Source organism: Cryobacterium sp. LW097, assembly GCF_002205495.2.
Taxonomy (GTDB): domain Bacteria; phylum Actinomycetota; class Actinomycetes; order Actinomycetales; family Microbacteriaceae; genus Cryobacterium; species Cryobacterium zongtaii.
In genome coordinates this window covers 1,991,656-2,005,582 of record NZ_CP021992.1, presented here as the reverse complement: position 1 = coordinate 2,005,582, position 13,927 = coordinate 1,991,656, and the positions used below count along the sequence as shown (strand labels likewise).

At 67.4% G+C, this 13,927-nt stretch carries 12 protein-coding genes; 9 read left to right on the top strand and 3 right to left on the bottom strand.

What is annotated here, in order from left to right; all coding sequences use genetic code 11:
- Positions 1–28: 28 nt before the first annotated feature.
- Positions 29–2,281, top strand: a complete 2,253-nt coding sequence (locus tag B7495_RS09215; protein WP_088456312.1) for a bifunctional (p)ppGpp synthetase/guanosine-3',5'-bis(diphosphate) 3'-pyrophosphohydrolase — start codon at positions 29–31, stop codon at positions 2,279–2,281.
- Here B7495_RS09215 and B7495_RS09210 read toward each other — a convergent pair.
- The 3 genes from B7495_RS09210 to B7495_RS09200 form a co-directional block, all read right to left on the bottom strand.
- The gene (locus B7495_RS09210; protein ID WP_088456311.1) at positions 2,268–2,837 is read right to left on the bottom strand and encodes a hypothetical protein; all 570 of its coding nucleotides are present in this window, start codon (positions 2,835–2,837) and stop codon (positions 2,268–2,270) included. The two genes, B7495_RS09215 and B7495_RS09210, sit on opposite strands and share 14 nt — an antisense overlap.
- Positions 2,838–2,946: 109 nt before the next feature.
- The gene (locus B7495_RS09205) at positions 2,947–4,179 is read right to left on the bottom strand and encodes a DUF349 domain-containing protein (protein WP_088456310.1); all 1,233 of its coding nucleotides are present in this window, start codon (positions 4,177–4,179) and stop codon (positions 2,947–2,949) included.
- Positions 4,180–4,353: 174 nt separating this feature from the next.
- Positions 4,354–5,160 carry a peptidylprolyl isomerase gene (locus B7495_RS09200; RefSeq protein WP_088456309.1) on the bottom strand — a complete coding sequence of 269 codons (807 nt, stop codon included), beginning with the start codon at positions 5,158–5,160 and terminating at the stop codon, positions 4,354–4,356.
- Positions 5,161–5,292: 132 nt separating this feature from the next.
- On the opposite strand from B7495_RS09200, the gene B7495_RS09195 reads away from it, so the two are divergent.
- The 8 genes from B7495_RS09195 to B7495_RS09160 all read left to right on the top strand — a co-directional run bounded on the left by B7495_RS09195 (position 5,293) and on the right by B7495_RS09160 (position 13,926).
- Positions 5,293–6,630: a replication-associated recombination protein A gene (locus tag B7495_RS09195; protein WP_088456308.1), complete on the top strand. Its 1,338-nt coding sequence runs from the start codon at positions 5,293–5,295 to the stop codon at positions 6,628–6,630.
- Between the two features lie 233 nt (positions 6,631–6,863).
- Entirely contained in the window at positions 6,864–7,493 is a 630-nt protein-coding gene (gene rpsD, locus B7495_RS09190) for a 30S ribosomal protein S4 (protein ID WP_088456307.1), read from the top strand.
- A 109-nt stretch (positions 7,494–7,602) separates the two neighbouring features.
- Entirely contained in the window at positions 7,603–7,968 is a 366-nt protein-coding gene (locus B7495_RS09185; RefSeq protein ID WP_088456306.1) for a DUF948 domain-containing protein, read from the top strand.
- 102 nt (positions 7,969–8,070) lie between these two features.
- The gene (locus B7495_RS09180; RefSeq protein ID WP_088456305.1) at positions 8,071–8,292 is read left to right on the top strand and encodes a hypothetical protein; all 222 of its coding nucleotides are present in this window, start codon (positions 8,071–8,073) and stop codon (positions 8,290–8,292) included.
- Positions 8,293–8,355: 63 nt separating this feature from the next.
- The gene (alaS, locus tag B7495_RS09175) at positions 8,356–11,010 is read left to right on the top strand and encodes an alanine--tRNA ligase (RefSeq protein WP_088456304.1); all 2,655 of its coding nucleotides are present in this window, start codon (positions 8,356–8,358) and stop codon (positions 11,008–11,010) included.
- Between the two features lie 3 nt (positions 11,011–11,013).
- Entirely contained in the window at positions 11,014–11,481 is a 468-nt protein-coding gene (gene ruvX, locus B7495_RS09170; protein ID WP_174776232.1) for a Holliday junction resolvase RuvX, read from the top strand.
- Between the two features lie 2 nt (positions 11,482–11,483).
- Positions 11,484–12,986, top strand: coding sequence for an endolytic transglycosylase MltG (gene mltG / locus B7495_RS09165; protein ID WP_240632180.1), 1,503 nt, complete (start codon positions 11,484–11,486; stop codon positions 12,984–12,986).
- Positions 12,964–13,926 (top strand): shikimate dehydrogenase, encoded by a 963-nt coding sequence (locus B7495_RS09160; protein WP_240632179.1) that lies wholly within the window; start codon positions 12,964–12,966, stop codon positions 13,924–13,926. The genes mltG and B7495_RS09160 overlap by 23 nt, the downstream gene beginning before the upstream one ends.
- Position 13,927: the final 1 nt, after the last annotated feature.

Below are 13,927 nucleotides of genomic sequence, written 5' to 3'. Positions count from 1 at the left end.
AATTGGCGCCAGGGAGTGAGGTAACGAGATGACAGAAACCACCACGCCATCCGCCGCGTCACTGCGTCGTCTGGTGCCGCGTATTTTCTCCAGGGCGCAGCCCGTCGGTGCCGTCGACACGCTGCTGAAGACGGTGCGCACGCACCATCCCAAGGTGGATCTGTCGATCATCGAACGGGCGTACGCGGCCGCTGAGCGGGCCCACGAGGGCCAGAAACGTCGCAGCGGCGAGCCGTACATCACCCATCCCGTCGCGGTCGCCCAGATCCTGGCCGACCTCGGGATCGGTCCCAAGACCGTGGCAGCTGCCCTGTTGCACGACACCGTCGAGGACACCGACTACACCCTCGACCAGTTGCGCGCCGACTTCGGCGACGAGATCACCATGCTCGTGGACGGCGTCACCAAGCTCGACAAGGTGAAGTACGGCGACAGCACTCAGGCCGAGACTGTCCGCAAGATGATCGTCGCGATGTCCAAGGACATCCGGGTGCTGATCATCAAACTGGCCGACCGTCTGCACAACGCCCGCACCTGGGGCTTCGTGCCGGCGGAGTCCGCGACCCGCAAGGCCACCGAGACCCTCGAGATCTACGCCCCGCTGGCCCACCGCCTGGGAATCCAGACCATCAAGTGGGAACTCGAGGACCTCTCTTTCGGGGTGCTCTACCCGAAGCTGTACGCCGAGATCGAGAGCCTCGTCAAGCAGCGCACCCCGCAGCGCGAAGAATTCGTGCAGTACGTCATCGACGCGATCAACGACGATCTCAAGGCCGCGCGCATCCGCGGCAAGGTGGCCGGACGGCCCAAGCAGTACTACTCGATCTACCAGAAGATGGTCGTGCGCGGCCGCGAGTTCGACGAGATCTACGACCTCGTCGGCATCCGGGTCCTGGTGAACTCGGTGCGGGACTGTTACGCGGTCCTCGGAGCCATCCACGCGCGGTGGACTCCGCTGCCCGGTCGCTTCAAGGACTACATCGCCACCCCCAAATTCAACCTGTACCAGTCGCTGCACACCACCGTGCTCGGCCCGAGTGGCCGCCCGGTCGAGATCCAGATCCGTACCCAGGAGATGCACGAGCGTGCCGAGTACGGCGTCGCCTCGCACTGGAAGTACAAGGAGCAGGTCAACGGCAAGAGCTCCGGCCCCGGCCCGCAGAGCGACACCGATATGGCCTGGCTGGCACATATCTCCGATTGGCAGGCCGAAACGGCCGACCCCAACGAGTTCCTCGACTCCCTGCGCTACGAGATCGGCGCCAAGGAGGTCTACGTCTTCACGCCCAAGGGCCGCGTGATCGGCCTGCCCGCCGACGCGACGCCAGTGGACTTCGCCTACGCCGTGCACACCGAGGTGGGCCACCGCACCATGGGCGCCAAGGTCAACGGACGGCTCGTACCTCTGGAGAGCTCGCTCAGCACCGGCGACGTCGTGGAGGTCTTCACCTCCAAGAACCCGGACTCGGGTCCGAGCCAGGACTGGCTGAACTTCGTCAAGAGCCCCAGGGCGCGCAACAAGATTCGCCAGTGGTTTACCAAGGAACGCCGCGACGAGGCCATCGAACAGGGCCGCGACGCCATCGCCAGGGCCATGCGCAAGCAGAACCTGCCGCTGCAGAAGCTGATGAACCAGGACTCCTTCGCCGAGGTCGCCGCCGTGATGCGCTACGAAGACGTCTCGGCGCTCTACGCCGCCGTCGGTGAAGGCCACGTGTCGACGCAGTCCGTGCTGGAGAAGGTCGTCGCCACGCTGCAGAGCGTGGAGGAGAGCGACGCGACGGACCTGCCGTTCACCCCCAACGGCCGTACCCAGACGTTGCGCAACAACGACTCCGGGATCCTGGTGCGCGGCGCGCCCGACATCCTCGTCAAGCTGGCACGCTGCTGCACCCCGGTTCCCGGCGACAAGATCGTGGGTTTCATCACCCGCGGTTCCGGTGTGTCTGTGCACCAATTCGACTGCCACAACGTGCAGGAGCTGCTCAAGGAACCCGAGCGGATGATCGACGTCGACTGGGCGCCGACCTCGAAGAGCCTGTTCCTCGTGCAAATCCAGATCGAGGCCCTCGACCGCTCCGGCTTGCTCTCGGATGTCACCAGAGTGTTGTCGGAACACCACGTCAACATCCTCTCGGCGACGGTACACACCTCCAGTGACCGGCTGGCGATCAGCCGGTTCGTGTTCGAGATGGGCGACACTACCCACCTCGACAGGGTGCTGAACGCGGTGCGCCGCATCGACGCCGTGTACGACGTCTACAGGGTCAGCGACGGCTGAGGTTCAGCCGGCGCGCTTCCCGTAGCTGGGCGGCCGCCCTGCGGCTGAACGAGACTCCCCGTTGACCGGCGAGCGCCTGTTCGTCGGCGTGCGGATCGACTGGTCCGTCATAGACCAGCAGCGCCGCCAGCAGCGCCGTGTCTGCGCGGCACCCGGGTGAGCGGCCCCAGCGGGCAAGGTCAATAGCCGTCCGCAGGGGAGTGGTGACGAGTTGACGACCCAGCACCCTCGTGTCGTCGCGGCCGAGGCGCACCTCGCGGAGCTGGGTCCTCGTCTCGACGGGCTTGCGGGCACGCGCGGTCATGTCGATGCAGAACTGATGGGGGTCAGGTTCGGCGGCCAGACCATAGATCCAGGCGGCGCTCATCCGCTCGGCGGCGGCCCGGCTCGGCGCGACCGAGGTGAGCGCCTCGCCCCGGGTCTCCGGGCCGTCGTGGGCGTCGACCGGACACCACGCTCCGGCGAGCGGGAACAGCTCACCGTCGAGGCGGGCACAGTTCAGTTCGGCGAGCGGAAGGTCGGCCGGGGTGAGCGCGGCAGGAAGCAGGGGAGTCATGCTTCCAGCCTGCGGAGTCGCCGGCAGACGCCGAAACGGGACCGGGAATCTGTGGACAGATTCCCGATCCCGTTTCGGGTGTGTGTAGTTACTCCCGTGCAGCGAGTCGTTACTGGCCGATGGCCTTCAGCCAGGCCTTGCGGGTCTCGAGCGCCTCGGTCGCGTCCTTGATCTTGCGGGCGTCCTTGGTCTCCTGCGCGGCGGCCAGCTCGGCCTCGAGCTTGGCGATCGCGTCGTGCAGCTGACCGGCGAGGCCTTCGGCGCGGGCCTTGGTCTCGGGGTTGTTGCGCTTCCAGTGGTCGTCGTCGAGCTTCCGCACGGCCGCTTCCACCTTGCGCATGCGCTCCTCGACGGGCTTGACCTGGTCGCGGGGGACCTTGCCTGCGGCGTCCCAGCGGCGCTGCACCGAGCTGAGCAGCTCGCGGGCCTTGACCCGGTCGGTCTCGGTGAGCAGGGTCTCGGCCTCGGTGAGCAGGTCGAGCTTGACGACCAGGTTGGCGGAGAACTCTTCGTTGTCCTGCGCGTCGATCTCGCTCTTCACCGAGTAGAGCACGTCGCCGGCGGCCTTGAACTTGGCCCACATGGCGTCGTCCTGCTTCTTACCGGAGCGACCGGCGGCCTTCCAGTCCTCGAGCAGGTTGCGGTAGGCGGGGATGCCGTCGGCACCCTGGGGTGCCAGCGCCTCGGCCTTCTCGATGAGCTGCTGCTTGCGGTTCCGTACATCCTTGTGAGCGCTGTCGAGTTCGGCGAAGAACGCCTTGCGGTTCTGCTCGATAGTGGTGCGAGCCGCACGGAACCGCTTCCAGAGCTCGTTCGCCTCGCCCTTGGGGATGCGCGGTGCGTCGTGCTGGTGGGCCTGCCACTTGGCGAACAGCGCGTCGAGTGCAGCGCTGGTCTGCTTCCATTGCGTCTTGGCCGGGTCTTCGGCGGCGAGGCGTTCGGCCTCTTCAACGATGGCAGCCCGCTCCGCGAGGGCCGCAGCGCTGGCGGCCTTGGCCTCGACACCCTGCTGCTCGGTGAGCTCGGTGACCGTGCCACCCAAAGCGCCGAGGCGCTCGGCGAGGGCGGCGAGGTTGCCGACGGCGTTTGCCGTTGCAACCGACTTCGACAGGTTCGCGACCGACTTGGCGATATCCGCGGCCGGCGCCCCTCCCTTTGCGCGCTGTTCGAGCAGGGTGACCTGTCCGTTCAGCTCCACGTACTTGCGTTCGAAGTAGGCGAGTGCCTCTTCAGGTGTCGCGTCGGGATACTGGCCGACGGCACGTTCGCCGTCTGCTTCGCGCACGTAAACCGTGCCGGTTTCGTCTACGCGACCCCATGGTTGCTGATCTGTCGTAGTCAAGAGCCTCACCTTAATGATCTGGTTGATTCCCCGTGCAGTGAAGTACTGCAGCGGGCGAATCCCTGAACGAGCCAGTACTGGCACAAGCCAATACGCGCACAAGCTTATTGCAAGCGTGCCCGTCGTTCGGCGGAAACGACGGAACTGGTCTTTCCGAGCTGGTTTCTACCGTGGTTACTGAACGGTGAAGGAGGTGATGGTGGTCGGAACCACGGGAGCGCCGTCCGCCGAGCCGTCCTCGACCCCGGCGTCGGCGATCTGGCTGACGAGCTGGTCCAGTCCGGAGGTGACGGTGCCGATGACCGAGTAACCGGAACCGTCCGCTCCAGCAGGAATCTCCGTATCGCCGTAGACGATGAAGAACTGGCTGCCCATGCTGTACGGATCGCTGGACCTCGCCATGGCGATGGTGCCGGCCGGATAGACGTTGTCGGCCGGAGCATTCTCGACCGGGCCGTAGTAGTAATTGGGTCCACCGGTTCCGTCGCCGGTGGGGTCACCGCACTGTAATACCGAAAAGCCTTCGCCCGTGGTCAGGCGGTGGCAGGTGACGTCATCGTAGAAACCGGTTCCGGCGAGGCTGATGGTCGAGGAGACCGCTTGCGGCGCCGCGGCGCCGTCGAGGGAGACGCCGAGTTCGATGTCGTTGAGGGTGAGCGTGCCGGTCCAGGTCCGACCCTCGGCCAGATCGCTCGAGGGAACGTCGCCCGCGTTCGCGCCGGGGGTCGGAGTCACCGAGTCCGAGGGCTCGGCCGTGGGCGTCGCGGAAGCCGAAGCACTGGGTTCAGGAGTGCCGGGGCCGCCGCCGAAGTAGAACATCTGGGCGCCGACCAGCACGATGAGGGCGACCACGAGTACGCTGCCGGCCACCATGTTGTCGCGCACGCGCCGCTTGACCTGGTGCTCGTTCACGGCCTTGCGGGCCTGGTAGGCGCGAGCGCGGCCGCGGGCCTCGCGTTCCTGCTTGGTGTTAGGTGCCACGGGAATCCTCCAGGTGCCGCCTGAGGCGGGAAATCGGGCTTGTCGGGCAACACGGCCCGGGTCACTGTGAACTCTACGCATGCGGGGGCGGCGGCGAAAATTGGCGTCGGCGGCACAAACTACGCTGGACGCATGTCTTCCGTCCAACCAGGCCTCCGTACCGGCGCGACGCCGCTCGCGGTGCGCATGCGCCCCAAGAGCCTGGCCGAGGTTGCCGGGCAGCGTCACCTGCTTACCCCGGGGTCGCCGCTGGTCAGCCTGGCCAACGACAAGACGGGGGAGCAGGGTTCGGTCTCCGTCATCCTGTGGGGCCCTCCGGGAACCGGCAAGACCACCCTCGCCCAGACCATCGCGCACAGTTCCGGACGCCGCTTCGTTGAGCTCTCCGCCGTCTCCGCCGGCGTGCGGGACGTGCGCCAGGTGATGGACGAGGCCCGCACCAGCCGGGACCTCTACGGCCTGTCCACCGTGCTGTTCCTCGACGAGATCCACCGGTTCAGCAAGGCGCAGCAGGACGCCCTGTTGCCGGGGGTGGAGAACGGCATCATCATCCTCGTGGCCGCCACGACCGAGAACCCGTCCTTCTCGGTGATTTCGCCGCTGCTGTCCAGGTCTCTGCTGCTCACGCTGGAGACCCTCAGCGACGACGACCTCGGTACCGTCGTGGACCGCGCCGTCACCGACCCGCGGGGCCTGACCGACAGGTTCGTGCTCGACCCTGAGGCCCGCGGGGCCATCATCCGGCTCGCGTCCGGCGACGCCCGCCGGGCGCTCACGGCGCTCGAGGCCGCTTCGGTGTCGGCCGCGACCACGGAGACCGCTGACGGCGAGAAGCCCGTCATCACGACCGAGATCGTCTCGCTCGCGGTCGACCGTGCGCTGCTGCGCTACGACCGCAACGGTGACGAACATTACGACGTGATCAGCGCCTTCATCAAGTCGGTGCGAGGGTCGGATGTCGACGCGTCCCTGCACTACCTGGCCCGGATGATCGAGGCCGGGGAGGATCCCCGATTCATCTGCCGTCGGATCATCGTGCTCGCCTCCGAAGACATCGGCATGGCCGACCCGCAGTCTCTGGTCATCGCGATAGCCGCCGCCGACGCCGTTCAATACATCGGCATGCCGGAAGGCCGCATCCCCCTGGCCCAGGCCGTGGTGCACCTGGCCTGCGCGCCCAAGTCCAATGCCGCCTATATGGCCCTCGACGCCGCCATCGCCGACGTGCGCAACGGCAACACCGGCCGGGTGCCCAAGCACCTGCGTGACGCGCACTACCCGGGGGCCAAACGCCTCGGCCACGGCAAGGGTTACAAATACCCGCACGATGATGCGCTCGGCGTTCTCGCGCAGGACTATCTGCCCACCGAACTGCGCCGGAAGCAGTACTACACACCCACCGAACACGGCAATGAACGTGACGTCTCCGCGCGCCTGGCCAAGCTCCGCAAGATCATCCGCGGCCAGTAGACCGGGGCGTGTCGAAAGCCCGGCCACGGGGGCACCCGTGTGCTAGCCTTGACCTCGCCTACAACTGGTTTTGTCATGCGGCTGCGTACACAACCTAAGTTGGAGTGGATTCGCCCTGTAGCCGGGCGGCCCGTGGCACCCACCCCTCTGATCTCCCATGACGCCTTGTGCTGCCGTTCGCGGCCGGCCCGGCGCCCTGGTATCCATTTTTCAGATCCATCCGAAAGGACACTGTGTCTACCAAGTCACGTACCCGTAGCAAGACCCGCCTCTCGCGGGCCCTGGGCATCGCCCTGACCCCGAAGGCCGCCAAGTACCTCGAGAAGCGTCCCTACGCTCCGGGCGAGCACGGCCGCACCAAGCGCAAGACCGATTCGGACTACGCCGTGCGTCTGCGCGAAAAGCAGCGCTTACGTGCCCAGTACGGCATCCGCGAAGCCCAGCTCAAGATCGCCTTCGAAGAAGCGCGTCGCCGCCAGGGCCTGACCGGTGAAAACCTCGTCGAGATCCTCGAGACCCGTCTCGACGCCCTCCTCGTGCGTTCGGCCATCGCCCGCACCACCGCCCAGGCCCGTCAGATGGTTGTGCACCGCCACATCCTCGTCGACGGCCAGCTGGTCGACCGTCCCTCCTTCCGCGTGAAGCCGGGTCAGCTCATCCACGTCAAGGCCAAGAGCGAGGGCACCGAGCCTTTCCAGGTTGCCGCGGCCGGCGGTCACGTCGACCTGCTGCCCAAGCTCCCGCCGTACCTCGAGGTTGAACTCGACAAGCTGCAGGCCCGCCTCGTTCGCGCCCCGAAGCGCATCGAGATCCCCGTGACCTGTGAAGTCCAGCTCGTCGTTGAGTACTACGCAGCACGCTAGTCACTCACGGCGCGTCTCGATTCGCCGGAACTGAACTACGCTTGAGGGCGGATCACCTAGGTGATCCGCCCTTTTGCGTGCTGTGCCTAATCGAAATGGATGGTGCCGAATGACTGGTGGAGATATCGCCGGCCTGATTGCCGCTGGCGTTTTCGCAGTTCTGGTGGCGTTCCTCGCCATCCCGTTGATCAAGCTCGGCCGGGTGTTCGACGAGACCACTCTCGCCATCCGCGACCTCAGCCATAACGTGACCCCGCTGCTCGAGGAGACGACGAGCACCGTCGCCCAGACCAACCACCAGCTGGCCACGATCGACACAATCACCACGAATGTCGCCGAGGTCACCGGAAACGTGTCCGCAATGGTCGCGCTGTTCGCGGCCACCGTCGGCGGCCCCCTGATCAAGCTCGCCGGATTCTCCGCCGGTGTCCGGGCGGCCTTCAGGGCCTCCAAGCCCCGTCGAGGCACGAAGTAAGTCCACTACGCTGGAAAGCAGCCTGTCAGGACCTCGGCCCGCTGGACCAGCGGGTGCCCCGGCCCACAGCCACCCATTCCTCAAACTCAGGGAGCACATGCCATGAAGAATTTCATCTGGTTAGTCGTCGGCGTCGGAATCGGATTTGTTGCCGCCCACGAGGTGAACAAGACCCAGCAGGGCAAGCGGTTCTTCACCGATCTTGACGCCAAGACCCGCGAATTCGGCGAGGCCATCTCCGAGGGCTACCGCAAACGCGAAGCCGAACTGCACGCCGCACTCGGCGAGGCAGAAGAGACCATCGAAGAGCTGTCAAAGCCCTAACCACTTCCCTTCCCACCGCAATTCCCCCGGTCGGATTACCGATCCAGTAACAGTACGGACCCCATGCAGACTGCCGACATTCGCGGGCGCTGGCTCGACTTCTTCGCCGACCGTGGACACACCGTTGTCCCGTCGGCGTCGCTCGTGAGCGATGACCCCTCCCTCCTCTTCACCGTGGCCGGCATGGTGCCGTTCGTGCCCTACCTCACCGGTCTGGTACCCGCCCCGTTCCCCAGGGCCACCAGCGTGCAGAAGTGCATCCGCACCAACGACATCGAAGAGGTCGGCAAGACGCCGCGGCACGGCACCTTCTTCCAAATGAGCGGCAACTTCTCTTTCGGCGACTACTTCAAGGAGCAGGCGATCAGCTACGCCTGGGAGCTGCTCACCTCGAGCGAGGCCGACGGCGGCTACGGCTTCGCCGAGAAGGACCTCTGGGTCACGGTCTACGAGAACGACGACGAGGCCTTCGGCTACTGGCGCGCGCTCGGCCTGCCTGAACACCGGATCCAGCGCCTCGGAATGGACACCAACTACTGGTCCACCGGCCAGCCCGGCCCCGCCGGCCCGTGCAGTGAGATCTTCTTCGACCGTGGCCCCGCCTTCGGCATCGACGGCGGTCCCGCCACCGACGACGACCGCTACGTGGAGATCTGGAACCTGGTCTTCATGCAGTACCTCCGCGGTGAGGGCACCGGCAAGAACGACTTCCAGATCCTCGGCGACCTGCCCAAGAAGAACATCGACACCGGCATGGGCCTGGAGCGCGTCGCGTTCCTCAAGCAGGGCGTGCAGAACATGTACGAGATCGACCAGGTGCGCCCGGTTCTCGACCGTGCCGCGGCCCTCTCCGGCCGCCGCTACGGCGCCGACCACGAGGACGACGTGCGGATGCGCATCGTCGCCGACCACGTGCGGTCCTCCCTGATGTTGATGAGCGACGGTGTCATGCCGTCCAATGAGGGCCGCGGCTACATCCTGCGCCGCCTGATGCGCCGCAGCGTTCGTGCCATGCGCCTGCTCGGGGTGGACGCCGCCTCGTTCACCGAGCTGTTCCCGGCCTCCCGCGACGCCATGAGCGCCGCGTATCCCGAGGTCGCCACCGACTACGACCGGATCAGCCAGGCCGCATACGCCGAGGAAGAGACCTTCCTGCGCACCCTCGCCAGCGGGTCGAGCGTGCTCGACCTCGCCGTGGCCAAGACCAAGAGCGCCCAGAAGGCGGAACTGCCCGGCGACACCGCGTTCCTGCTGCACGACACCTACGGCTTCCCGATCGAGATCACCCTGGAAATGGCCGAAGAGGCCGGCCTCAGCGTCAACCGTGAGGCTTTCGACACCCTGATGGCGAAGCAGCGCGCCATGGCCAAGGCCGACGCCAAGGCCAAGAAGACCCACCTGGCCGACCTGTCGGTCTACAGCGCCTTCCGCGCACACGGCGAGACCGTGTTCACCGGCTACGACATGCTGCAGACCGAATCCAGCATTCTGGGCCTGATCGTCGACGGCGCATCAGTGAACCGTGCGGTCGCCGGCGACATCGCCGAGGTCATCCTCGCCGAGACCGCCCTCTACGCCGAATCCGGCGGCCAGGAGGCCGACGCCGGCCTCATCGTGGGCCCCGGCTACGAACTCGAGGTTCTCGACGTGCAGAAGCCCGTCAAGGGCCTGATCAGCCACAAGGTGCAGGTCACCAGCGGCGAGGTCGGTGTGGGCGACCCCGCGACCAGCGTCGTCGATCCCGACTGGCGTCGCGGCGCCCGCCAGGCGCACTCCGGCACCCACATCCTGCACGCGGCGCTGCGCCAGGTGCTCGGCCCGAACGCACACCAGTCGGGTTCGTACAACAAGGCCGGCTTCTTCCGCCTGGACTTCTCCTGGAACCAGGCCCTGTCGCCGGCGACACGCAGCGAGATCGAGGAGATCTCCAACAACGCCATCCGCGACAACCTCGAGGTGAGCACCCGCGAACTGCCGCTGGCCGAGGCCAAGGCGCTCGGCGCGATGGCGCTGTTCGGCGAGAAGTACGGCGAGACCGTGCGGGTGGTCGACATCGGCGGCCCGTGGTCGCGCGAACTCTGCGCGGGCACCCACGTGGCCTCCAGCGCTGAGATCGGCATGATCAACCTCGTCAGCGAGGCGTCGGTCGGCTCAACCAACCGCCGTGTCGAGTCGCTCGTCGGGCTCGAGGCGTTCCGCGACCTCGCCGCCGAGCGGGCCATCGTGTCCCAGCTCACCAGCAACCTCAAGACGCCGCGTGAGCAGCTTCCCGCCAAGATCATAGATCTCATGCAGAGCCTGAAGGCGGCCGAGAAGAAGATCGCCTCGTTCGAAGCCCGTGCACTCAGCGACCGGGTGCCCGCCCTCGTGGCCCAGGCCACCAGGATCGGCGACCTCACCGTGGTGGCCGAAGACCTCGGCACCCTGAACTCCGCCGACGACGTGCGGATGCTCGTCACCGGCACCCGCGAACGGCTGGGCAATGACCCCGCCGTCGTCGCCCTCGCGGCGACCGTGGCCGACAAGCCCGTCGTGATCGTGGCGACCAACGCCGCGGCTCGTGACGCCGGCCAGAAGGCCGGTGCGCTGGCCAAGCAGCTCGCCGGTATTCTCGGCGGCGGCGGCGGCGGCAAGGACGACCTGGCCCAGGGCGGCGGCACGAAGGTGGAGCTGATCCCCGAGGCACTCAGCACGCTGCGCACGCTGGTGGCCCGCTAACCCATGCGATCGGGCGTGCGGGTGGGAATCGATGTCGGCACTGTGCGGATCGGCGTTGCCCGCAGCGACTTCCACGGCATGCTCGCCACCCCGGTGGAGACCGTGCCACGGGACAAGAACGCGGCCGACCTCGGCAGGATCGCCGGGATCGTCACCGAGCTGGATGCCGTCGAAGTGATCGTCGGGTTGCCCCTGGCGCTGTCCGGGCGGCACACCGCGTCGACCGACGATGCCGTCTCCTTCGCCGAAACCCTCGCCGCGACGGTGTCGGTGCCGGTTCGGCTCGTCGACGAGCGACTGTCGACGGTGTCGGCTCAGGCCGCCCTGCGAACCGTCGGCCGCAGCACCCGCACGCAGCGTCCAGTGGTCGATCAGGTGGCCGCGACTATTATTCTGCAGCATGCGCTCGATACCGAACGTGCCTCGGGCAAACCAGCCGGCACGTCCGTTGACCTGACCGGAAGGCCGTAACCGTGGCGAAAAGTCCGCCGGAAAACCCCGACCCGAACCCTTCGGGCGGCACTGGCGACACGCCGCTGCCCTCCCGCCGGGCCCTGCGGGAAGCCCAGGCGGCCCGCGAGGCCCAGGCGGCGCAGAAGGCTGCGGTCCCGGCTGCTTCTGAACCGGCTTCTTCTGAACCGGCAGCGCCGCCCGCACCTCTGTCGTATTGGACCGCACCCGTACAGCCCGACCCGGACGAGCAGCCTGCCCCAGAGGAGCCCGCCGCGGTGAGCACCAGCGACCACAATCCCTTCGCGGGGCTCGGGTTCGGCACTGCGCCCGACCCGGCCCCCGCATCCGACGGTCAGCTGACGGGTGCCCCGGATGTCCCGGCGCAGGCCGGACGCCCCGGCTCCCGCGCGAATCGACGCGCCCGGCTTGCCGACCACCCGACCCTGGTGGAGAAGAAGTCGCGCAAGGGCGGCTGGGGCTGCCTGGTCGTCATCCTCGTCCTCCTCGCTCTGATGGGCGCCGCTGCCCTGGCCCTGCAGGGGCCCATCAGCCAGCTCGTCGCCGCCACGCAGGCTCCCGAGGACTATGAGGGCTCCGGCAGCGGTGAGGTGCTCGTCATGATCCACGACGGCGACACCGGTTCCGATATCGCCAACACCTTGGTGGACCAGGATGTGGTGAAGAGCTATGACGCCTTCTACGACCTGTTGCTCGCCCAGTCGACCGACCCGGTCTTCCAGCCCGGCGCCTACCAGCTGGCCTCGCAGATGAGCGCCCAGGCCGCACTCGAGGCCCTGCAGGACCCGGACAGCCGCCAGGATCTCACCGTGGTGATCCCCGAGGGAACCGCTGCCGTCGACGTGCTCACCTCGATGTCAGAGGGTACCGACATCCCCCTCGAGGACCTGCAGGCAGCGGCCGCCGACCTGTCCGGGTTCGGGCTCCCCGCCGAGGCCACCAGCCTCGAGGGCTTCCTCTTTCCGGCCACGTACACATTCCAGCCGGCGACGAGCGCCCACGACGCACTCAAGACCCTCGTCGACCGCCAGTTCGAGGCCCTCGACACTGCCGGAGTCGCCCCGGCCGATCGGTGGAAGACCATCGTGATGGCGTCGCTGATCCAGCGTGAGGCCGGTCTGAAGGACGACTACTACAAGGTCGCCCGGGTGTTCTACAACCGGCTCGACCCTGCGCAGTGGGACACCGGGCTGCTGCAGTCCGATGCCACCGTCGCCTACGGCACCGGAAAGACGCACCTGGTCACGACGACCGACGCCGAGCGGGCGGACGTAGACAACGCCTACAACACCTACGTGCATCCCGGTCTGCCGGTCGGACCGATCAGCAATCCCGGCGACCTGGCCATTGATGCGGCCCTGCACCCCGCAGACGGAACCTGGCTATTCTTCGTGACGTGGAACCTGGATACCGGAGAGACCATCTTCTCAACGACCGTGGACGAACACGACGCCGGCGTCGCCAAGTGGCTGGACTGGATGGATGAGCACCCCGAATATGGTTGATCCGACGCAAGCCTCAGTCAGCACGCCGCCGCGGCGCCGGTTGGCGGTGCTCGGTTCGCCCATCGCGCACTCACTGTCGCCGGCCCTGCACGCTGCCGCCTATCGGGTGCTCGGCCTGAACTGGGAATACACGGCGGTGCAGATCGGCGAGGGTGAGCTCGACGGCTTCGTGGACGGCCTCACCCCGGAGTGGCTGGGGCTGTCCTTGACCATGCCGCTCAAGCACGAGATCCAGCCGCGCCTGGACACCCTGGACCGTGTCGCGATCCTCACCGGAGCCGTGAACACTGTGCGGTTCGGCGACGCACCGGTGGGGGAGGGCGACGACAGCACGACGGTGACCGCGCCACGGCCGTTCTTCGGCTACAACACCGACGTAGCCGGGCTGGTGCGTGCCCTGGCCGAGGCCGGCATGGACCGGGCCACCCACGTCACCCTGCTCGGTGCCGGCGCGACCGCAGCATCCGCCCTCGTCACCGCCGCCGAACTCGGCGCCGAAACCGTGCAGATCATCGCCCGCACGCCGGGCCGAGCCGACCCGCTCCTGGACCTCGGCCGCAAGCTCGGGCTCGTCGTCGCGGTAGCGGGCCTTCCGGCCATGGCCGCCGCCGACCGCGTCAGTGACCTGGTGATCAGCACCATGCCCGGCGATGCCGCACTGCAGTACGAGTTCCCGGCGGCGTTGCGGGCCAACACCCTGCTCTTCGACGTGGGCTACGCGCCCTGGCCCACAGCCCTGGCCCGGTCCTGGGCGGCTGCCGGCGGCCGGGCCCTGTCCGGCCGCACGATGCTGCTGCACCAGGCCGTCGTGCAGATCCGGATCTTCCTGGCCAACGACCCTTTCCTGCCCCTCCCCGACGAAGAGGCCGTGCTGGAGGCCATGCGTGCCGCACTGGACGCCGCCGACGGGACGGCGCCCGGCCGCGCTGTGGAAGGATAGG

What these genes read in the sequence shown, in the direction of transcription:
- B7495_RS09210 (WP_088456311.1), bottom strand. Translation starts at nt 2,837, where the DNA reads ATGACTCCCCTGCTTCCTGCCGCGCTCACCCCGGCCGACCTTCCGCTC.
- B7495_RS09215 (WP_088456312.1), top strand. Translation starts at nt 29, where the DNA reads ATGACAGAAACCACCACGCCATCCGCCGCGTCACTGCGTCGTCTGGTG.
- B7495_RS09185 (WP_088456306.1), top strand. Translation starts at nt 7,603, where the DNA reads ATGACTGGTGGAGATATCGCCGGCCTGATTGCCGCTGGCGTTTTCGCA.
- B7495_RS09195 (WP_088456308.1), top strand. Translation starts at nt 5,293, where the DNA reads ATGTCTTCCGTCCAACCAGGCCTCCGTACCGGCGCGACGCCGCTCGCG.
- ruvX (WP_174776232.1), top strand. Translation starts at nt 11,014, where the DNA reads ATGCGATCGGGCGTGCGGGTGGGAATCGATGTCGGCACTGTGCGGATC.
- alaS (WP_088456304.1), top strand. Translation starts at nt 8,356, where the DNA reads ATGCAGACTGCCGACATTCGCGGGCGCTGGCTCGACTTCTTCGCCGAC.
- B7495_RS09160 (WP_240632179.1), top strand. Translation starts at nt 12,964, where the DNA reads ATGAGCACCCCGAATATGGTTGATCCGACGCAAGCCTCAGTCAGCACG.
- B7495_RS09180 (WP_088456305.1), top strand. Translation starts at nt 8,071, where the DNA reads ATGAAGAATTTCATCTGGTTAGTCGTCGGCGTCGGAATCGGATTTGTT.